Origin of the sequence: Aridibaculum aurantiacum (assembly GCF_017355875.1) — a bacterium.
In the GTDB taxonomy this organism is placed as follows: domain Bacteria; phylum Bacteroidota; class Bacteroidia; order Chitinophagales; family Chitinophagaceae; genus Segetibacter; species Segetibacter aurantiacus.
The window spans coordinates 1,530,601-1,550,705 of sequence record NZ_JAFEWC010000001.1 but is presented as its reverse complement, the minus strand read 5'-3'; the positions used below and the strand labels follow the sequence as shown (position 1 = coordinate 1,550,705).

The following is a 20,105-nucleotide window of genomic DNA, read 5'->3' as shown; positions in this document are numbered from 1 at the left end:
TCTGCTCCAGTAATTTTTAAGAACTTCTACATATGCAAAAATGGCTTCCTCTAGGGAAGCCATTTCAACAAATTATTATTATCAGTAAGATTAGCTCGCAGCTACCTGTAAAGGTTTTCTATGCGTGTTCTGCAGCATATTGCGCAGGATAGCTTTAGCCCTTGAAAACTGTGATTTACTGGTACTTTCTGTGATACCTAATTGAGCCGCTATTTCTTTATGAGAGAACCCCTCCACTGCATAAAGATTGAATACGGTACGGTAGCCATCGCTTAAAGTCCTTGCTGTTTTCAGGATATCTTTTTCGTAAAGATTATCAAGAGCGTTCTTATGCTTATCAACTACTGTGTTTTCTAATCCTTCACTTACAGTAGTATTTAAGTTCTTACGGCGAATGTGCTCAATAGCGGTGTTCACAAAAATTCTTCTAACCCATCCGTCAAAAGAGCCTTCACCACGAAAACGGTGCAGGTTGTTAAAAAGTTTTACGAAACCATCTTGAAGGATGTCTTCGGCATCCATTTGGTTTTTCGCGTAGCGAAGACAAACAGCAAACATCTTAGGAGCGTATTGATCGTAAAGCTCTTTTTGGCTTTTACGATTTCCTGAAATACAACTCTCAAGCAGTTGGTTTTGGGTGAGTGTAAAGGTTCCATTCATACAATATAGTAGTTTAAGTTGCATTTCCGTTATAGCCAGATTAGTGCCAAAACGTAAGTGATTGATTATCAGGAATAATGACAATAGTCATCTTTCACAACATCCACCGTTAGGAAACCCGTTCCCAATCTTGGAAAACAAAAATAAAGCTATATCTAAATTTAATGAAAATCAGCAGCATTAGGTGCAATACCTAGTCCTGGAGATGAAGAAATTGTTACCTGACCATTATCATATTGTAATCCTGTAGCTAAATCGTGCGCCAACAGCAAAGGACCATCAACATCAACATATTTTAGTTGTGGAAGAAAATGTACAATTGCTGCAGATCCAATAGAAGTTTCATTCATAGAACCCATCATTATTTGCAGCCTTTTTGCCTGAGCGGATGCTATCATTCTGCGTGCAGGTGTAATCCCACTGCACTTGGTTAATTTGATGTTGATGCCATGAAAGTGGCCTACGCATTTTTCTACATCACTTTCAAAAACACAACTTTCATCAGCTATAAGCGGCACTTGAGAAACCTCCATCAATTTTTTCATGCCTTCCCAGTTGTCTTTATGTAATGGCTGCTCTACCAGTTCTACATCCATATCTGCAAGAAGAGGCAGTTTTCTTAATGCTTCATCTGTTGTCCAACCTCCATTAACATCTACTCTAATTTTGGAAGAAGTATGTTTTCGTATAGCATGCAGCAAATCAATATCGTTCTCAATTCCCATTTTGATCTTATAGATAGGCCAAGGCTTTTCATCGATCTTCGCCAACATGTTTTCAATGGTATCTATTCCTATGGTATAATCTGTTGCAGGAAGATTATCCATCGGTGTCTGAAACATCTTGTAGATAGGCAATCCCTTCATCTTGCCCCACAAGTCCCACCCCGCCATATCAAGTGCACATACAAGAAAAGGATTAGCAGGAAACAAATGATGTAAATAGTGCCAATATCGCTCAGGATCAGTGAGCGCAAACTTTTCGACAAACTTCTGCTTGGCATTAAGATCAGCTATCATTTGTTCTACTGTGATGTTATAGTAGTTGATAGCAGGTGCCTCACCAAAGCCAACATAAGATCCTAGTTGGAGTGCTACAATAAGTGTAGGCTGGTGAGTTTTTGTACCGGATGAAATAGTAAATGGATGTTTGAAAGGCAGGTTGTGTGACCAAAAATATAGATTCACGGTAGCTGTAATTTTTACAAAGATACAACCCACTACACCCCCTCCACTTGCAGTTGATTAAAGCATTTACCTCTCTTTAAAAGCGGCTTTATAATAGGCTAAGTTCCTTGAAGTTATCTCCCTGATGAAGATCAGCTACATAAGTCTTTCTACTTGATATCAATCATCACCTAACGCATACGTTTCCGTTTATTTTGCTATAGTTAAAGCATCACCAGGAGGATGCAATGCAGAAAGCATCAAGACTTGCAACAGGCATCGCATCCTTCTTTTAAAACAATTGTTATGAAAAAAAATATTGGAACCAATGACAAAATTGTACGACTAATGATGGCCTGCCTGATTGTTATCTTGTACTACACAAATGCAATTGAAGGCAATCTTGCAACAGCATTACTTTTTATTTCAGGTTCGTTTGTAGGAACTGCTTTTCTCGGCGTATGTCCAGTCTACACCATCTTCGGTATTAATACATGTGAACATGCCGAACACGAACATGAAAATTGAAAGGGCTAACAAAAAATTTAAAATCCACGCATTCTATAATAACCAATGTAACAACGGGTATCCCCTTCACAACCGGAGGGGTTTTTCTTTTTTACCTATCAAGCTAATAGGTAAGATCTGTTCCAGGCTGCACTTCTTTTTTTGTAACATTCCCATCTGCATCTGCTGATAAGATCATTCCTGTAAAGTCTCCTTTATATAACAGTTTACCTGCATTAAAAGAAAGGGCTGTTCCTTCAGGCAAACATACCACAGGCACCTGCCGGTTCACAACGGCAAACTCCGTTAATCGCTGGTCCCGGGTTTCACCATTATGTCCTTCAAGTATTATGTTGATGTAGTGAGGGTTTATCTGGAACGGAAAAAAAGAAAATGCTTTGAATGACTGCGGTTCAAGAATAGGCATATCATTGGTGGTACAGATACTGAGCCCGGTTATGTTTGAGCCTGCACTCCAACCAACATAAGGTGTTCCCGATCTCACTTTTGATTTAATCAGTTCCAGGACATTGTAATGGTATAAGTGGTGCAACAACTTGAAAGTATTTCCACCCCCAACCATTATGATATCTGCATTCTCTATTTGTTCGAAAGCAGTTTCGGGTAGTACAACTTGTATCTGATATTCTGTACTGGCAAATGCATCCGCTACCATCTGCCTGTAATCGTTGTAGCTACCTACTGAGGCGAAAGGTATAAAGGCCACCTTGTAAGATTTGTTTCCCAGGCTGTTGATCACCTCAGGAACCACCGTTTCTAAATAAGTTGATTTCCCTAACCTGGAACTACTAAAAGCTAGTACTTGCATATCTCTTCTTCAAAAAATGAATTGCAAAGAAAGTAGATAATTGACATCTAAACGTGCACTTGAAATACAGAACAACTGATGATGCAGAAGTGCGGCAAGTTCTATATCCGGTTCTCACTCCTATTGGATAGATCACTTACAAATTCATATGTCTCTTCAAATACTTCCTTATCACAAGGATACATTTCTCCCTTTACACCAACCATCAGGTAATCTCCAGCCTTACCCATGTAAGGCCCTTCCATAGTCTCTACTTTAAATGGTTCATTGATCTGGATGCAACGGATAGGAATAGGTTTCTTTACTGCGTATTGAAACTCAAGTGGTGGAACTTCAAAGCTTTTAAATGTGGTCATGCTGCAGTGTTATTACATGAAGAATAGATAAAGCCAAATTACTATCTATCTACTATTACCAACTGTAATTGTTAGATAAATACTCAAGCTCTTAAAGTCATGTAGAAGATAACTTTTGATAAAAGTGGTATGAAGTACAATAAAACAACTTGTTTTACGTTCGTGGTTTGTTCATAGTCCTACCCTCCATTATCCTTCACCACAACCAATATTTTTATGAGAACCACTTTCATGGTTTCACTACTATTATGTGCGACCAATGCTATGAGCCAATCGTTCCAGTTTCATATTGGAGCAGGTCTTGCTAACTACAGCGGAGACATACAACAAAGAGCCATCACAACCAACCAGGCACGAGGAGTTTTATCTTTAGGAGCCACCTACCAATTCTCAGAAAGATTTTCAGTCAGAACCGATTTCTCCCATGGACAAATTGGTGCTGATGATAAACTAGTTAATAGTATAGAAACAATTGGACGTAATCTTAATTTCGAGTCTAATATTTCTGAACTGAAACTTGTTGCTGAGTATAATGTGCTGGATATTTCAAGCACCAACTGGACTCCTTATGCTTTTGCAGGTATAGGCGCTTTTTCTTTCAATCCCTATACCTATGATATAAATGGAACCAAAGTCTTTCTTCAACCACTTCGTACCGAAGGCCAGGGTTTAGCACAGTTTCCGGATAGGAGGCCGTATAAAACTACTCAACTTAATATTCCTTTAGGATTTGGTGTTAAATATGCACTTTCTGAAGATGTACATGTGGGAGCTGAATTAGGGTTTCGCAAAATCTTTACCGATTACCTGGATGATGTAAGCAAAACTTATGCTGATAGAGATGCTCTATTAGCTGCATATGGTCCCCGGTCAGTACAATTTGCATTTAGAGGTGATGAAAGACAGCATAATCCACTTGAATACCCACAAGAAGGAGAAAAGCGTGGAGGTTCGGTTTATAAAGACTACTACTATTTCGGACAGATCAGGTTGATATTCCGCTTAAATTGGTTTGAGGCATCCGGAGGAGGATATAAAGGACTAGGCTGCCCTTCAAGGCTTTGGTAAAAAGAAACTCTACATAAACAAGGGTGGAGGTACGCCCTCCACCCTCTAACGGGAAATATCACCCGCTTGTTACAGTGTTGCCGTTCCCAGCAACAAGTATTTTGAATTCTTCTTCTAAAATAAAACTTCCTGCTGCAGAGTGCAAGTAAAGCTGTCTGAAGTTTTGCACAAATTAAATGTGCAGTTTCTCTTTTTTCGCCATTAGCTCTTCTACTGTTTCCTGGTACATTTCATCAGGAACACAACAATCTACCGGGCATACAGCGGCACATTGAGGCTCTTCGTGAAAGCCCTGGCACTCTGTACATTTATTGGGAGTAATGTAATAAGTATCAACTGCTATTGGTGACAATCTTTCACCTGCCTCTACTACTGTTCCATCCATTAAAGTAAAAGTTCCTTTTACTGCGGTGCCATCGCTCATTGCCCATTCTACCCCACCTTCATATATTGCATTATTAGGGCATTCTGGTTCACAAGCTCCGCAGTTAATACATTCTTCTGTTATTTTTATCGCCATAGTGTTTCGGTTTATTCGGTTTAAATCAATGTACTTTTGCTCGCAAAAATACAGCTTGGATAATGACTCTACAACAACGAATTGAGCTGCTGGTTGAACTTGGGAAATATATAAAAGATAATACCGAAGATTGGCAGCATGCTAAAGAGCTGGCCACACGTTCCAATCCATGGTTCATCCCTGAATTTATCGATACAGCGGCTGAAAATATAGCAACAGAATTTTTAGATAGAAGTAAACTTGAGGCATGGGCCACCGAGTATAAAGTGCCGGAAGAAAATGACAATCCCCGAACAGTGGGTTTGGTAATGGCTGGCAACATTCCAATGGTTGGCTTTCATGATATGCTATGCATTTTTATAAGTGGGCACTACCAGGTCATCAAGCTTTCGGCTAAAGACGATGTTTTGATCCGCCACCTGGTAAAGAAGATGTACCAAATGGAAATAGTGGTGCAGAACTATATCTCTTTTGCCGAAACACTGAAAGGATGTGATGCATACATAGCAACAGGAAGCAATAACACAGGCCGCTACTTCGATTATTATTTTGGAAAGTACCCGAACATAATAAGGCGAAACCGCACCAGTGTGGCAGTGCTGCAAGGCAATGAAAGACCTGAAGAACTGGACCTGCTTGCAACAGATATTCAAATGTACTTTGGCCTGGGATGCAGGAATGTAACCAAACTGTATGTGCCTGAAGGTTACAATTTCGAGCCTCTCCTACAGGCGCTGAATAAGTATGACTACTACAACGACTTTCATAAGTACAAGAATAATTACGATTACCAGCTAGCCCTGCTGATGATGGGTAGGAAGTTCTACATGACCAATGGCAGCATCTTGCTTAATGAAGCCACCTCTATTTTTACGGCCGTCAGCCAGGTAAATTTTGAGTTCTACCAATCAAAAGAAACTGTACTCCATGAACTTCAACAAAATAATGATGTACAGTGTATAGTAGGTAAAAATGCAATTCCATTTGGCCTGGCTCAAAAACCTACACTAAAGGATTATGCAGATGGTGTTGATACTATGCAATTCCTGATGAACATGTAGCTATATATCGCTGCAATTTGTGATTGAGAAATCTTATACGGGAACAACTCTTCTACGAGAAGCTTCGTCAATTTTTTGTTAAATGGAAATAATGATTATCAAATGATTGTACGCAATGTTTAGTTTGCTTCATAAGGCATATTATTTGACTACTAATTCTAAAAGCAATACATGATGAAACTCAAAAACCTTTTACTCATTGTGCTAATTAGCTCTGCTACAGCATTCTTGAGTGTTTGGAGCTACAACAATTGGTTTGGACATGAAACCTCAAGCATCCAGGATGGTGGTAAGCTTCCTGTCAATTATGCAGGATTTTTTGACAATAACCGTGTACCCGGAGCTGTAGATTTTACAGCCGCTTCTGTTGCTGCCACTCCTGCGGTAGTACACATCAAAACAAAAACGAAAGCGCGCCAGGTAACAAACCCCAACAATTTACCACGGCGCAGAAGCCCATTCTCTGATCTTTTCGGAGATGATATGTTTGACGAATTCTTCAATGGCCCAAGCACAAGGGTAATACCTGAACAGCGTGCAAGTGGCAGTGGTGTATTTGTTAGCGACGACGGATATATTGTTACCAACAACCACGTAATTGATGGAGCCGATGAAATCAATATTACACTCAGTAACAAACGCTCATACAAAGCAACACTAGTAGGCGCAGATCCAAGTAGCGATCTTGCTGTTTTGAAAGTGGAAGGAAAGAATTTCCCTTACCTGGTGTATGGCAATAGTGATGAAGTAAAACTTGGACAATGGGTGCTTGCCGTGGGTTATCCTCTTACGCTTGATGTAACGGTAACTGCAGGTATCATCAGTGCAAAAGCAAGATCAATTGGTATAAATCGCCGCCAAAGCAATAGCCCTATTGAAAGTTTCCTACAAACTGACGCAGCAGTTAATCCAGGTAATAGTGGTGGTGCTCTTATAAATACCGATGGTCATTTGATAGGCATAAATTCAGCCATTGCTTCTCCTACCGGTAGTTATGCCGGATATAGCTATGCTATTCCAGTGAACATCGTAAAAAAGATCGTAAATGACCTGGTTAAGTTTGGTACGGTTCAACGTGCTTTCCTTGGTATAGAATATAGCGCTGAAGGAATAAGTGAAGAACAGAAAAAAGAATACGGTATAAGAGATACGGAAGGTGTATTTGTATCTGATGCACCTGCGGGAGGATCAGCGTCTGCTGCGGGCATCAAAAAAGGCGACTTTGTAACAAAGGTTAACGGCGTAAGAGTTACTTCAGGCCCTGAAATGGTAGAGCAGGTAACTCGCTACAAGCCAGGTGATAAGATCACTGTCACTTTCTTACGTAATGGAAAAGAAATGACGGCAAATCTTACGCTTAAAAACCGCGCAGGTAATACCAATCTTGTAAAAACAGAAACTGTATTAGAAAAACTTGGTGCTGAACTAGCAGAGCTAGATAAGAAGACAGCTGCCGCTTACGATGTACCTGGTGGAGTTGTTATCAAAAAGATCAACGAAGGTGGTTTGCTTAGCCGAACCAAGATCCAGGAAGGTTATGCTATCACCAGCGTGAACGGTGTTCTTATAAAAAATATTGATGATCTGAGAGTAGCGCTAGAAAGATTTAAAGGATCAACAGTTAAGCTGGAAGGAGTATATCCTGGCTATGAATCAAGCTATGGCTACCAGTTGAACTTAAGCGAATAATCAAGTAGTTGATATCAATAAAAAAGACCAGGCAACTGGTCTTTTTTATTATCCATATTTTCTTAATCCTGTTTTTCATACACCAGGTATTCCCAGGCCTGCAATTCAAATTGCGTATCTTCATCTATTTCTAGTTCAAGGCCTGACCATACACTTCTATACCTTCCTGTTTCTACCAGGTTGGTAAGCTTGAATTTGATCATTGAAGAATGAGAAAGATTGAGTAAAACAAGCACTGAGTCTTTATGATTGGTCCTGAGATATGCAAGTATATTTTTGCCTTCCAGTGTAGTTTCCACCAGCACCATTTGGTTATTTTGATCACCAGCAGCCAAAGCAGAGTTTCTTTTTCTTAAATCGTATAAGGTCTTGTAGAAATCTGCTAGCATACACTGGCCTGACCAATCAATTGGATCTTTTTCAAAAAACAATAGCCTGCGTTTGTTGGGAATTTCCTGGCCACTATACATCAATGGAATGCTGTTAAGAGATGTTGCGCACAAAATCCAGATAGCTCTTACAGCGTTACCTAATCTCTCGTATTCGCTTCCGCTGTGCGAGTTCTCATCATGATTGGTAATGAAATACAGTCTGTAAGCATCAGCAGGAAAATTAGCTGCATAATCATCTATCATTTGCAGGAGGTCCGGAATAAACTTATTCCCGCGGTACATATCCTCCACCAGGTGCAGGAAGTTCCATGTGAAAGAAGCATCGAATACCTCGTGATAGGATGCATCTTCTGTTTCTGCTAACCAAAAGAGAGGCTTGATAGTATCAAGCTCAGTGCGTGCAGATTGCCAGAATTCCAGCGGCACCAGGTGAGCCATATCACATCTAAAGCCATCCACATCAAATTCCTGAACCCAAAACTTCATCACGTCAACCATGGCAGTGTGCACCTCTTCATTATCATAATCCAGGTCAATAACATCTACCCAACCGTGGCTGTCAAAGAATTCACCTTCTTCGTTCTTTTTATAAAATTCAGGATGCTCCTTTGTCCAAACATGATCATACCCGGTATGATTGGCCACAATATCCACCAGCACCTTCATTCCCAGTTCGTGCGCCTGGTTTACCAGCTGAAGGAAATCTTCATTGGTACCATAATCCGGATTTAAAGATGTATAGTCGCTGCAGGCATAATAACTACCCAAACTCCCCTGTCGCTTCTCCAGGCTCACAGGTGTCAGCGGCATGAACCACAAAATTTCTACCCCCATTTGCTGCAACCGCGGTAGGTGCCTCGCAAAAGCCTGCAACGTTCCTTCAGGTGTGTATTGGCGAATGTTGACTTCGTAAATATTTGAACTTGCGGCCCAGCCTGGCGTGGAGAATTTTCCTGACATAATGTAAAGGTCTAAGTGAAGGTGTTTGGTTTAGCGGCAGCAATCGTATGCTTAAAAATAGGCTATTACAGCTTAACATATCTATTCCTGCTCCAGTTTGTATCTTCGCAGCCGTTATACATCTATGAAGCAGTTCAACGTTCCCACCAACTACCGCAGCAAGCTTATAAGTGCTATAAAGCATAACCGGAAAAAAGCAGATAAACTAAAAAAAGACTTCACTCCCACCCTGCTTGATTTTGGCCCGGTGCAGGTTTACCTTGCCCGACACTTTGGTTTTTGTTATGGGGTAGAAAATGCCATTGAGATTGCTTTCAGAACAGTAGATGAAAATCCGGGAAGACGCATTTTTCTTTTAAGCGAAATGATACACAACCCGCAGGTAAATGCTGACCTGCAAGAGCGTGGGGTTCGTTTTTTACAAGATACCAAAGGCAACCAGCTGGTTGATATGGATGAGCTGACAGGAGATGACATTGTTCTTATTCCCGCATTTGGAACCACGTTAGCCATTGAAGAAAGATTGAACGCAATTGGAATTCAAACAGAAAAATATAACACCACCTGCCCGTTTGTAGAAAAGGTTTGGAACAGGGGCGAACAGATTGCACAGAAAGGCTATTCTATAGTAGTGCACGGCAAACCTTCACACGAAGAAACAAGGGCTACCTTTAGCCATAGCGCGGCCAATACTCCTACCGTTGTGGTAAATGATATGAATGAGACGCAGGAGCTTGCCAAATACATCACTGGTGAAAAGCCTGCAGCAAATTTCTACGAAGAATTCAGAGGTCGTTATTCAGAAGGATTTGATGTAGAGAAGGACCTGCAGCGAATTGGCGTCATCAATCAAACCACTATGCTCGCCAGCGATACGCAGGCTATAAGTGACTACCTGAAACAGGTGATGATAAACCACTACCAACTGGATGAAACGAATGTAGAGCAACATTTTGCTGATACCCGCGATACACTATGCTATGCAACTAATGATAATCAAAGTGCAGTGTATGGTTTATTAGAAACGGATGCTCATCTTGCTATAGTTGTAGGTGGATATAATAGTAGCAATACAAGCCACCTGGTAGAACTTTGCGAAGAAAAACTGCCAACTTATTACATCAGCAGTGCAGATAAGATCTTGTCTTCAACAGAAATTCTTCATTTCAATTTTCATACGAAGCAGGAACTGCATTCGGTAGATTATTTACCTAAAGAAGAACCGGTAAAAGTTCTAATAACTAGTGGTGCTAGTTGCCCTGATGCTGTTGTAGAAGATGTGATAGCTAAACTGGTATCGTATTTTTCAACAGAAAAATCAATGGAGGAAATAACAGCAACGATGGTAGCTAATTAGCTGCCGCTGTTGTAAGATCCTGTATTTTTTCCTTAGCTAACTTCAGGGCGGTCTTCAATTGTTCTTTAGCTGTAAGATTAGAATTATCCAACACAATAGCATCCTTAGCCTGGCGCAGTGGACTAAACTCGCGATTGCTGTCAATATAATCACGCATTTCAAGGTTGGCTTTCACTTCATCAATGGTGATATTTGGATTGCGTTCGTACAATTCTTTAAATCTCCTTTCCACCCTTACTGAAGGATCAGCAGTTAAAAAGATCTTTAATTCCGCTTTTGGGAATACAGTAGTACCGATGTCTCTTCCATCCATAACTATCCCTTTCCCATTGCCCATCTTTCTTTGTTGAGCTACTGCAAACTCACGCACTTCACGAACTGCAGCAACCTCACTAACATTCTCAGCAACCAGCATATCTCTTATCAACCATTCCACGTTCTCGTCATTCAAAAACATCTCGCAGGCATTCGTTTCCCTATTGTACATAAACTCCATGGAAATGTTCTGAAGCGCCTCAACTACTGCGTCCTTATCATTCCAATCAATATGATTTCGTAAAAAGTACAATGTGATAGCACGATACATAGCACCACTATCAAGGAATACATAATTCAGCTCTTTCGCCAATTCTTTGGCCAAGGTACTTTTTCCACAAGATGAATAACCGTCGATGGTAATGATGATCTTTTTCATGGGGTGTGCCATATACACTGCAAAAGTGCCAACAATTACCTGAAAAAAAAAGTAATAAAAAGGGGCTGCCGTAATGGCAAACCCCTTATTATTAACTAAACACAACTGACTAGCCTTACTTGTGTACTTCTACCTTTGGTAACCCAACTTTCACCTTCTTATCTCAAGAAACGTAATATATGTGCCAACTGCACCCATAGTTATGAAGAAGAATGAAGAAGCTGCTGCTGTAGAAGAACTTTCCCAGCGAATGATGGTGGAATGTGCTTTAAATAAAAAAACCACCCGGTGTGGGTGGTTTCTATTTCAATAAATGAACAATTATGGTTTTGTCTCTTCTACTTCCTGCTTTGCCTTTAGCGTAAAGAAAATTTTCATATTCTCTTTATCTAAATCAGCAACTAAAAGATCGCCATGTTTCACGTTCATGTTTAGTATTTCTTCAGCTAACGGATCTTCCAGGTATTTCTGGATGGCCCTGTGCAAAGGACGAGCACCAAACTGTACATCGTATCCTTTATCAGCAATGAAGTCTTTAGCTTCTGATGTGATTTCTAAATGGAAACCTAATCCTGCCAAACGCTTCATTACTCCTTTCATCAGGATGTCGATGATCTCGAAGATGTTCTCTTTTGTCAGAGAGTTGAAAATCACCACATCATCAATACGGTTCAGGAACTCTGGAGAGAAAGTACGTTTCAAAGCTTTTTCAATAACTGCTTTGTTGTTTTCTTCAGCATTCTGAACTCTGCTTGCTGTTGCAAATCCAACTCCATCACCGAACTCCTTCAACTGGCGTACACCAATGTTAGAGGTCATGATGATCAACGTATTCTTGAAGTCGATCTTTCTACCCAGACCATCTGTCAGTTGACCATCGTCAAGCACCTGTAGCAGGATGTTGTAAATATCCGGGTGAGCTTTCTCAATCTCATCCAACAGTACCACACTATAAGGCTTACGGCGAACTTTTTCAGTAAGCTGTCCACCTTCTTCGTATCCAACATAACCCGGAGGCGCACCTACTAAGCGGCTAACGGTAAACTTCTCCATGTACTCACTCATGTCAATACGGATAAGCGCATCTTCACTGTCGAACATGTAACGGGCAAGTGCACGTGCCAACTCAGTTTTACCAACACCTGTAGGACCAAGGAAGATGAAGGTACCAATTGGCTTCTTTGGATCTTTTAGACCTACCCTGTTACGTTGAATAGCTTTGGTAACTTTTTCAATGGCTTCAGGTTGTCCTACCACCATACCTTTCATGTCATCACCCATACGGCGAAGCTTTTCAGTTTCGGCTTCCACCATACGCTTAACAGGTATACCTGTCATCATGCTTACTACTTCGGCAATGGCTTCATCATCTATCGGGTAGCGCTTGTTCTTGCTTTCTTCTTCCCACTGGAGTTTTGCTTTTTCCAAAGCTTCACCCAATCGCTTTTCTGTATCGCGAAGGGCAGCAGCTTCTTCAAAACGCTGGCTTTTTACAACCTTGTTTTTCTCCAGTTTTATATCTTCTATTTTCTTCTCTAATTCCAGGATTTCTTCCGGCACATTGATGTTCTTCAAATGCACTCTTGCACCTACTTCATCCAACACATCAATTGCTTTGTCTGGCAGCAACCTGTCAGTCATATAGCGGTCACTCAACTTCACACATGCTTCAATAGCATCTGGTGAGTAAGATACGCTGTGGTAATCCTCGTATTTGCTCTGGATATTTGTAAGAATTTGAATGGTCTCATCTACACTAGGCGGATCTACCATCACCTTTTGGAAACGACGATCCAACGCACCATCCTTTTCAATGTACATGCGATACTCATCCAAAGTAGAAGCACCAATGCATTGCAGTTCTCCACGAGCCAGTGCTGGCTTAAAGATGTTCGAAGCATCGAGTGAACCACTCGCTCCACCGGCACCTACAATTGTGTGTATCTCATCGATGAAAAGAATTACGTCGCGGTTCTTCTCCAATTCGTTCATGATAGCTTTCATCCTTTCTTCAAACTGGCCACGGTACTTGGTACCGGCTACCAGCGCAGCAAGGTCAAGGCTAATTACACGCTTGTCGAAAAGTACACGGCTTACCTTACGCTGAACGATGCGAAGGGCCAAACCTTCAACGATCGCTGTTTTACCCACACCAGGTTCTCCAATAAGAATAGGGTTATTCTTTTTACGACGACTTAATATCTGGCTTACACGCTCAATCTCTTTTTCGCGACCTACAATTGGGTCAAGAGATCCGCTTTCTGCCAATTTGGTTATATCACGTCCAAAATTGTCAAGCACAGGCGTTTTGCTTTTTGCATTGCTTTGTTGCTTGCTTTTCTGTTGTTGAGAGTAACCTCTTCTTTCTTCATCAAAGTCATCATCGTTGTCTTCAGTGTACTCGCTGCGCGGGTCATTGCTTCTTACCATACCTAATTCATTTCTAAAGATGTCGTAGTCTACATCAAATTGATTTAAAATTTGTGTTGCGATGTTTTCTTTGTTCTTTAGGATTGAAAGCATAAGGTGCTCAGTTTCTACCAGCGGGCTTTTAAGAGCTTTAGCTTCGAGTACTGTAACACGTATAACTTTTTCAGCCTGCTTAGTAAGCGGCAAGCTGTTTATGTTTGCTATGTTTTTGCCCGTTTTATCTTTAACTGCCAGTTCTACTTCTTTGCGTAATTCATACAGGTCTACATTCAATGTTTTTAGTATGCGGATAGCTGTATTCTCACCCTCACGAATCAAACCAAGCAGTAAGTGTTCGGTTCCAATGAAATCATTTCCCAGCCGGAGCGCTTCCTCCCTGCTGAACGAAATGATCTCCTTTACCTGGGCCGAAAAATTATTATCCATAAGGTTTAAATTGCGTTGATACAATAATAACGAATAAATTTGAAGCCTTAGGTGTAGCATTTATACACACCTGTTAATCAAACTTTAATCTAATGCAGGTCAAAATTGATACCAAAGAGAAATTTCATGTTATAACAGTAATCGATCAAAATATAGCTGCCAATATAGCAGCAGACCTTGCCCAAGTAGTTACGAAATTTCTACATGAAGAGATCTCCAACGTGGTATTGAAACTAGACGAGGTGACAGCTATTGATGATGATGCGGCAGAGCAACTTGCACGTTTGCAACAAAGCTTCTATGAAAACAATGCTTCCTTTGTTATATGTGGTCTCCAGGATCCAGTAGAACAAAAACTTGAAGAATTAGAATTGCTGGAAGTAATGAACATTACACCCACTGAAAGCGAAGCCTGGGATATCGTTCAAATGGAAGAAATAGAACGGGAACTACTGGATGGCACCGATGGTGAATTTCCTGCGAAAAACGATTAACCGTTCTTTTTCGCCGAATGGTTTTTGGTTTTTTTATTTGATATTGCAACAAGGTAATGTTGTTGCATAAATCTCAACAACCAATTCCTAAGATTTACTTTAGCAAGAAAAAAGATTTCAATTAATGTTTGGCGTAACCATCCTAGGCAATAACTCAGCGCTTCCAGCATATGACAGGCACCCTACGTCGCAGGTGGTTACATTAGATCAGTTCCAGTTTTTAGTAGATTGTGGTGAAGGCACGCAAATGCAGTTATCTCGTTATAAGATCAAAAGGAGCCGCATTAATCACATCTTTATTTCGCACATGCACGGCGACCATTATTTTGGTTTGCCTGGCCTCATCACCAGCATGGGGTTACTAGGCAGAGAAAATGATCTTTACTTGTTTGCACCTCCTGCTATGAAAGGTATACTTGATGCTATACTAGTAGCTGCCGATACTACACTTCCATACAAACTGCATTTCCATCCGCTTACTAAAGAAGAATTATTGGTGGATGATCCCCGGTATACGGTAGAGACGTTTAAAGTAAATCATAGGATAGAATGTTGGGGTTTTGTTTTCAGGGAAAAGAAAACACCACGGAAGATTAACAAAGACAGCATCAAGAAATACCACCTGGAGTCTGAAGCATTTGAACGTTTGAAACTTGGAGAAGACGTTGTTTCCAATGAAGGTGCTGTTATAAAAAATGAAGAAGTAACCTTACAGAATGCACCAGCACGTAGCTATGCTTATGCTGCAGATACTGCCTATACACCTGCCATAGCTGAAAAAATAAAAGATGTAAGCTTACTCTATCATGAAACCACTTACCTAAAGGAACTGGAAGACAGAGCTTACTTGAGGTTTCATTCTACTACAACACAAGCTGCCGACATAGCCATAAAAGCAAACGCTAAGAAACTCTTGATAGGACACTTTAGCAGCAAATATGAAAATCTTGACCAATTTGCCAAAGAAGCACAAGCTGTATTTCCTAATACAGAACTAGCACTGGAGGGCGTTAGCTACAGGATCGACTAGTGCTTACCCATTAGCCATTCATTGAACTTTATTACCAATTTCATTACATCAATAAACTCTGTAAGAGGAAGTGTTGCTCCTTTATCATGTACATCATGGTAAGCTGCTATTCCTCCAAGCGTATACAGAAAGAAAGCGGGTACGCCTTTCTCTGAAAACCAGTAATGATCGCTGTTGGCAGCCTTACCACGTGCATTTATTTTTTGAAGCAACTTATACTCATCATTGATCTTATTCAACTGAGCGAACTCCTGAACATATTCTGTGGCATTCACTACAGTGATGCCTTCTTCACCTGTTCCAACCAAATCAACATTTATTAAGAACCTGATGGAATTCAAAGGAACCAAAGGATTGTTGGTGAAAAACTTTGAACCCACCAGCCCTGCTTCTTCACCAGCAAAAGCAATGAAAGCCATACTGTATGGTTGAGGATTAGCAGCATAATATTTGGCCAGGTTTAGTAAAAGCGAAATACCACTGGCATTGTCGTTTGCACCTGGGAAATAAGTATCGGAACCAAGGCCACCTAAATGATCGTAATGTGCCGTAAAAACAATAAGTGAATCAGGCTGAGTAGTGCCTTTTACCAGCCCACATACATTGGATGCAGAGAAGCTGTTAAACAACTTTGCATCTACATTTATAGAAATATTCTCCGGCTTTTGATCCAGCACCTTCTTAGCAATCATCACATGCGTGAAATCTGCCTGTGCAGGCGCTACTGACCATGTTAGTTTATCTTCTAAAGTAACAAGAAGGCGATCTGCAGCTGCTAAAAAAGTAACGGAGTCATTTTGCTGAAGTGCAGTTTTTGTGCGCACACTTCTGCTATCTGGTGATACAATAAAATCTTTCCCGGGTGTCAGAAGTTTTCCATTAATGGATACTTCCATTTTACCAGGAAATGCATTGACGGGAAAAGAAAATTCCTGGAGGTAGCCTTTATTGCTCATTGGTTTCAATCCAAGTTCTTTCATCTCAGCAGCTATGAATTCAGCTGCCTTTGCCATGCCATTTTTGGTATATCCTCTTCCCCAGAAGTAGGGCGAGGTGAGTGTATCAACGAGTTTTCTTGCATACACCATTTCCTGTGCTTGCGACAGGGTAAAGCTGAATAGGGAAAGCAGGAAGAGAAGAAACTTCTTCATGAGATGGGTTAGGTAGTTGGTTATAAAAAAGGTGATTGTAATAACAACCACCTACTAATATTTCGTTTGTTGAATATCGCCTAATTGCTGGAAATAAACGTAAAGAATTCAGGGAATTCGCTGCGCCAGGTTGGCTCATTATGTTTACCTAAAGGTGCCATCACCCTCCTAATGTTGTAGTTTCCTTTTTGCTGAATAAGTTTGATCATCTTATCCATATCAGGCACCATCTGGTCGCTCTCTTTTCCTCCGGCGTAAAAAAACAACTTTGGTTTTGCCTTCTGCCAATCAGCATTTTTTACTTCATCATAAATTGCCGGAGCCGTCCAAAAAGCTGGTGAAAAGATACCTGCCCCACCAAACACATGCGGATATTTAGCAATGGCATACATGCTTATCAAGCCACCCATACTGCTACCTGCTATATAAGTGCCTACAGCATCACGTTGAGTGCGGTATTTATTATCAATAAAAGGTTTCAGCGTATTGGTGATGAACTCGACATATTGACCTCCTTCACCTTTACCAAATTCCTGGTGATCGTATGGATTGTATTCCTGCAAACGTTTGTCGCCGCCATTGTCTATACCAACAATGATTACTTCTTTTCGTGTGCGGGCAATAAGAGTGTCCATTGCTTCATCCACACCCCATTCGCCAAAAGATGCTGTATGCTCGCTGAAAAGATTTTGACCATCGTGCATATACAACACAGGGTATGTCTTCTTGCTGGTTTCGTAGCCTTTGGGCAAATAAACCCAGATCCGTCGCGTACGATTAAGTTGCGGAATGGCAAAAGCATTATCCAATATTTTAACCTGCGAGGTAGCTGTGTTTGGTTTTGCTCTTTCAGGATAGTCGTCTTGCCAACCATCAATATCATGGTTTTGCGAAACATCTCCTGTTACATCAACTTCTAAGTTTTGCATATCTTCTCCTTTAGCTGTGGTTTGTACTTTATCCCAACCACCCCTGGTAAATTTGTATTGATACTTTCCTGGAGCCAGCTCTTTGATGACAATTGCTTTTCTACTTGTTCCAAAAGGCTTCAGTTTATACTTCTCATCTTTCGGGTTCCAATTGTTGAAAGATCCAGCTACATAAATATCATCCTGTTTTTTAGTAGCTACTTCATTTACTACCAGGCGTAGGGTGTATTGACTAAAAGCCGGCAGGTTCATTACCGCCAGCAATAGCAATAGAAAAATATTCTTCATGGGTTGAAGTTAATGTTCCTCAAAGTAAAACCATGCCACCAGAAGATGCTGTTAAAAAAGAAAACCGTATCACTACAATTTCTGTTGGTTAAAATTCTCTATGAATATTTTGATCTTCTGATGTACCCCATCTGACAATGGAGTGAGAGGTAATCGCAAGTGATTTTTAATAACACCTAGTTCTGCTAAGAATGCTTTTACACCTGCAGGATTGTTCTCTGCAAAAAGCAGGTCGAAACATTCCAACAATTTGTAATGAAATCCTCGTGCTTCCCTGTATTCATTGTTGAGGCTAGAGCGAACCATTTGCGAAAATTCTTTAGGATAGCAATTGGCTGCAACGCTAATAACACCATCCATTCCCGCAGCAATCAGCGGAAGCGTAAGGTGATCATCGCCACTTGTAACTAAGAATTCAGAAGGTTTGTTGCGCAGTATATGCATGCACTGAACCATGTTACCGCTTGCTTCTTTTATACCTTGAATATTATCAGAAGCATGAGCAAGACGCAGTGTGGTTTCTGCAGAAATATTACTTCCTGTGCGGCCGGGAACATTGTACAATATAACTGGCTTAGGCGAAGCTTCAGCAAACAGCTGGTAATGCTCAAACAATCCCTGCTGCGATGGTTTATTGTAATATGGACTTGCACTTAAAACTGCGGTAGCCTTATCTATCGGAAGCACCTCAAGATCTTTGATGATCTCATTGGTATTATTACCCCCAATACCAACAACTACAGGAACAGTTTGCTGTACTTTATTGTAAACAAATTGAAGTATATCTACCTTCTCCTGTTTAGTAAGGGTTGGTGTTTCGCCGGTCGTTCCCAATACCACCAGGTATTCAACGCCACCGTGCAAAACGAAATCTATTAAATTATTAAGTGCGTCAAAATCTACTTCTTTAGATTCTGTAAAAGGCGTAACAAGGGCCACACCTGTTCCTCTTAATGTATCTTTTAATGACATGGTTATGTATTAGAGCTGTTGTGCCGGAACTTCTTCCCAGAAGCCCATTTTTCCAAATTTTTCAATACGATCATTTACGCGCTGCTGCGGATCAACACCCTTAAGTTCGGAAAGCGTTTTTATCAAGTAAGATTTTAATACCTGTGCAGCTTCTGCATAATCCCAATGAGCGCCACCTAATGGCTCAGGGATGATATCATCTACCAAACCGAAACGCTTCATGTCGATAGCTGTTAGTCGCAGTTGCTCAGCGGCCACTTCTTTCTTATCCCAGCTACGCCACAATATAGAACTACAGCTTTCAGGTGAGATAACGGTGTACCAGGTATTCTCCATCATAAATACCCTATCACCAACGCCTATGCCTAATGCTCCACCACTGGCGCCCTCTCCTATTATCACTACTATCACCGGCACTTTCAGGCGGATCATTTCATATATATTCCTTGCAATGGCTTCACCCTGGCCTCTTTCTTCTGCCTCAAGACCCGGGAAAGCACCTGGCGTATCAACCAAAGCAATAACCGGCTTATTGAACTTCTCTGCCAGTTTCATTAGCCTAAGTGCCTTGCGATAACCTTCGGGATTGGCCATACCAAAATTCCTTAGCTGGCGCATTTTAGTATTGATACCTTTTTGTTGCCCGATGATCATCACGGTTTCACCTTCTAGTTGAGCAAAGCCGCCCACCATTGCTTTATCATCCTTCACATTTCTATCGCCATGTAATTCTACAAAGTCAGTACACATTTTCTCAATGTACTTAAGCGTGTAGGGTCTATCCGGGTGACGACTAAGTTGTACTCTTTGCCATGCAGAAAGCTGTTCGGTTATTTCTTTACGCTTGTCAACAATGGCGTCTTGCAATTGTTGAAGAGTAGAAGAATAATCAACTTTCGGATTTTTATCTGCCAGCTTCTTCGTTATATCTATCTGTTCGTATAAGTCCTTGATAGGTTGTTCAAAATCCAGGAACTGTCTATTTGGATATTCAGGCATAGCGTTTTGTTAAGCGGGTAAAATTAAGTGTAGAAATTTTTTAAAGAAAGTTTTGTTTGTAAAAATCATTTCCCTTTATATTTGCACTCCCGAAAACGAGGTAACGCTTCAGAAACGGGGAAGTTCT

At 40.8% G+C, this 20,105-nt stretch carries 19 protein-coding genes; 7 read left to right on the top strand and 12 right to left on the bottom strand.

The window, feature by feature from the left end; genetic code table 11:
* Positions 1-90 precede the first annotated feature (90 nt).
* Both J4N22_RS06455 and J4N22_RS06450 read right to left on the bottom strand, forming a co-directional pair.
* Positions 91-660, bottom strand: a complete 570-nt coding sequence (locus J4N22_RS06455; RefSeq protein WP_207492975.1) for an RNA polymerase sigma factor — start codon at positions 658-660, stop codon at positions 91-93.
* A gap of 161 nt (positions 661-821) precedes the next feature.
* Positions 822-1,847: an enolase C-terminal domain-like protein gene (locus tag J4N22_RS06450; RefSeq protein WP_207492973.1), complete on the bottom strand. Its 1,026-nt coding sequence runs from the start codon at positions 1,845-1,847 to the stop codon at positions 822-824.
* A gap of 285 nt (positions 1,848-2,132) precedes the next feature.
* Between J4N22_RS06450 and J4N22_RS06445 the strand changes: the two genes are divergently transcribed.
* On the top strand, positions 2,133-2,354 hold the full coding sequence (locus J4N22_RS06445; protein WP_207492971.1) for a YgaP family membrane protein: 222 nt from the start codon (positions 2,133-2,135) through the stop codon (positions 2,352-2,354).
* Between the two features lie 103 nt (positions 2,355-2,457).
* On the opposite strand, the gene pepE is transcribed toward J4N22_RS06445, so the two are convergent.
* Both pepE and J4N22_RS06435 read right to left on the bottom strand, forming a co-directional pair.
* Complete coding sequence (gene pepE / locus J4N22_RS06440; protein ID WP_207492969.1) at positions 2,458-3,162, bottom strand: dipeptidase PepE; 705 nt, start codon at positions 3,160-3,162, stop codon at positions 2,458-2,460.
* A gap of 101 nt (positions 3,163-3,263) precedes the next feature.
* Positions 3,264-3,518: a hypothetical protein gene (locus tag J4N22_RS06435; protein WP_207492967.1), complete on the bottom strand. Its 255-nt coding sequence runs from the start codon at positions 3,516-3,518 to the stop codon at positions 3,264-3,266.
* Between the two features lie 216 nt (positions 3,519-3,734).
* Between J4N22_RS06435 and J4N22_RS06430 the strand changes: the two genes are divergently transcribed.
* Positions 3,735-4,586, top strand: a complete 852-nt coding sequence (locus J4N22_RS06430; RefSeq protein ID WP_207492965.1) for a DUF6089 family protein — start codon at positions 3,735-3,737, stop codon at positions 4,584-4,586.
* A gap of 172 nt (positions 4,587-4,758) precedes the next feature.
* On the opposite strand, the gene J4N22_RS06425 is transcribed toward J4N22_RS06430, so the two are convergent.
* Positions 4,759-5,106: a 4Fe-4S dicluster domain-containing protein gene (locus J4N22_RS06425; RefSeq protein WP_207492963.1), complete on the bottom strand. Its 348-nt coding sequence runs from the start codon at positions 5,104-5,106 to the stop codon at positions 4,759-4,761.
* A gap of 62 nt (positions 5,107-5,168) precedes the next feature.
* Here J4N22_RS06425 and J4N22_RS06420 point away from each other — a divergent pair, with 62 nt between their 5' ends.
* A complete protein-coding gene (locus J4N22_RS06420; RefSeq protein WP_207492961.1) occupies positions 5,169-6,167 on the top strand; it encodes an aldehyde dehydrogenase family protein in 999 nt (332 codons plus the stop codon).
* A 171-nt stretch (positions 6,168-6,338) separates the two neighbouring features.
* A complete protein-coding gene (locus J4N22_RS06415) occupies positions 6,339-7,856 on the top strand; it encodes a trypsin-like peptidase domain-containing protein (protein ID WP_342450923.1) in 1,518 nt (505 codons plus the stop codon).
* 62 nt (positions 7,857-7,918) lie between these two features.
* Here the strand turns inward: J4N22_RS06415 and J4N22_RS06410 are convergent, their stop codons facing one another.
* Entirely contained in the window at positions 7,919-9,208 is a 1,290-nt protein-coding gene (locus J4N22_RS06410; RefSeq protein ID WP_207492959.1) for an alpha-amylase family glycosyl hydrolase, read from the bottom strand.
* Positions 9,209-9,332: 124 nt separating this feature from the next.
* Here J4N22_RS06410 and J4N22_RS06405 point away from each other — a divergent pair, with 124 nt between their 5' ends.
* Entirely contained in the window at positions 9,333-10,565 is a 1,233-nt protein-coding gene (locus tag J4N22_RS06405) for a 4-hydroxy-3-methylbut-2-enyl diphosphate reductase (protein WP_207492958.1), read from the top strand.
* On the opposite strand, the gene cmk is transcribed toward J4N22_RS06405, so the two are convergent.
* Together cmk and J4N22_RS06395 are read right to left on the bottom strand one after the other, a co-directional pair.
* A complete protein-coding gene (cmk, locus tag J4N22_RS06400) occupies positions 10,558-11,259 on the bottom strand; it encodes a (d)CMP kinase (RefSeq protein ID WP_207492956.1) in 702 nt (233 codons plus the stop codon). The genes J4N22_RS06405 and cmk overlap by 8 nt on opposite strands.
* Positions 11,260-11,580: 321 nt before the next feature.
* Positions 11,581-14,115 (bottom strand): ATP-dependent Clp protease ATP-binding subunit, encoded by a 2,535-nt coding sequence (locus tag J4N22_RS06395; protein WP_207492954.1) that lies wholly within the window; start codon positions 14,113-14,115, stop codon positions 11,581-11,583.
* Positions 14,116-14,207: 92 nt separating this feature from the next.
* On the opposite strand from J4N22_RS06395, the gene J4N22_RS06390 reads away from it, so the two are divergent.
* Positions 14,208-14,609 carry an STAS domain-containing protein gene (locus J4N22_RS06390; protein ID WP_207492952.1) on the top strand — a complete coding sequence of 134 codons (402 nt, stop codon included), beginning with the start codon at positions 14,208-14,210 and terminating at the stop codon, positions 14,607-14,609.
* A 124-nt stretch (positions 14,610-14,733) separates the two neighbouring features.
* Complete coding sequence (locus tag J4N22_RS06385; protein WP_207492951.1) at positions 14,734-15,639, top strand: ribonuclease Z; 906 nt, start codon at positions 14,734-14,736, stop codon at positions 15,637-15,639.
* On the opposite strand, the gene J4N22_RS06380 is transcribed toward J4N22_RS06385, so the two are convergent.
* The 4 genes from J4N22_RS06380 to J4N22_RS06365 form a co-directional block, all read right to left on the bottom strand.
* On the bottom strand, positions 15,636-16,790 hold the full coding sequence (locus J4N22_RS06380) for a M28 family metallopeptidase (protein WP_242692078.1): 1,155 nt from the start codon (positions 16,788-16,790) through the stop codon (positions 15,636-15,638). The two genes, J4N22_RS06385 and J4N22_RS06380, sit on opposite strands and share 4 nt — an antisense overlap.
* A gap of 80 nt (positions 16,791-16,870) precedes the next feature.
* Complete coding sequence (locus tag J4N22_RS06375; protein ID WP_207492949.1) at positions 16,871-18,007, bottom strand: alpha/beta hydrolase-fold protein; 1,137 nt, start codon at positions 18,005-18,007, stop codon at positions 16,871-16,873.
* A 72-nt stretch (positions 18,008-18,079) separates the two neighbouring features.
* Positions 18,080-18,979, bottom strand: coding sequence for a 4-hydroxy-tetrahydrodipicolinate synthase (gene dapA, locus J4N22_RS06370; RefSeq protein ID WP_207492947.1), 900 nt, complete (start codon positions 18,977-18,979; stop codon positions 18,080-18,082).
* Positions 18,980-18,988: 9 nt separating this feature from the next.
* Positions 18,989-19,978: an acetyl-CoA carboxylase carboxyltransferase subunit alpha gene (locus tag J4N22_RS06365; protein ID WP_207492944.1), complete on the bottom strand. Its 990-nt coding sequence runs from the start codon at positions 19,976-19,978 to the stop codon at positions 18,989-18,991.
* Between the last annotated feature and the right edge of the window lie 127 nt (positions 19,979-20,105).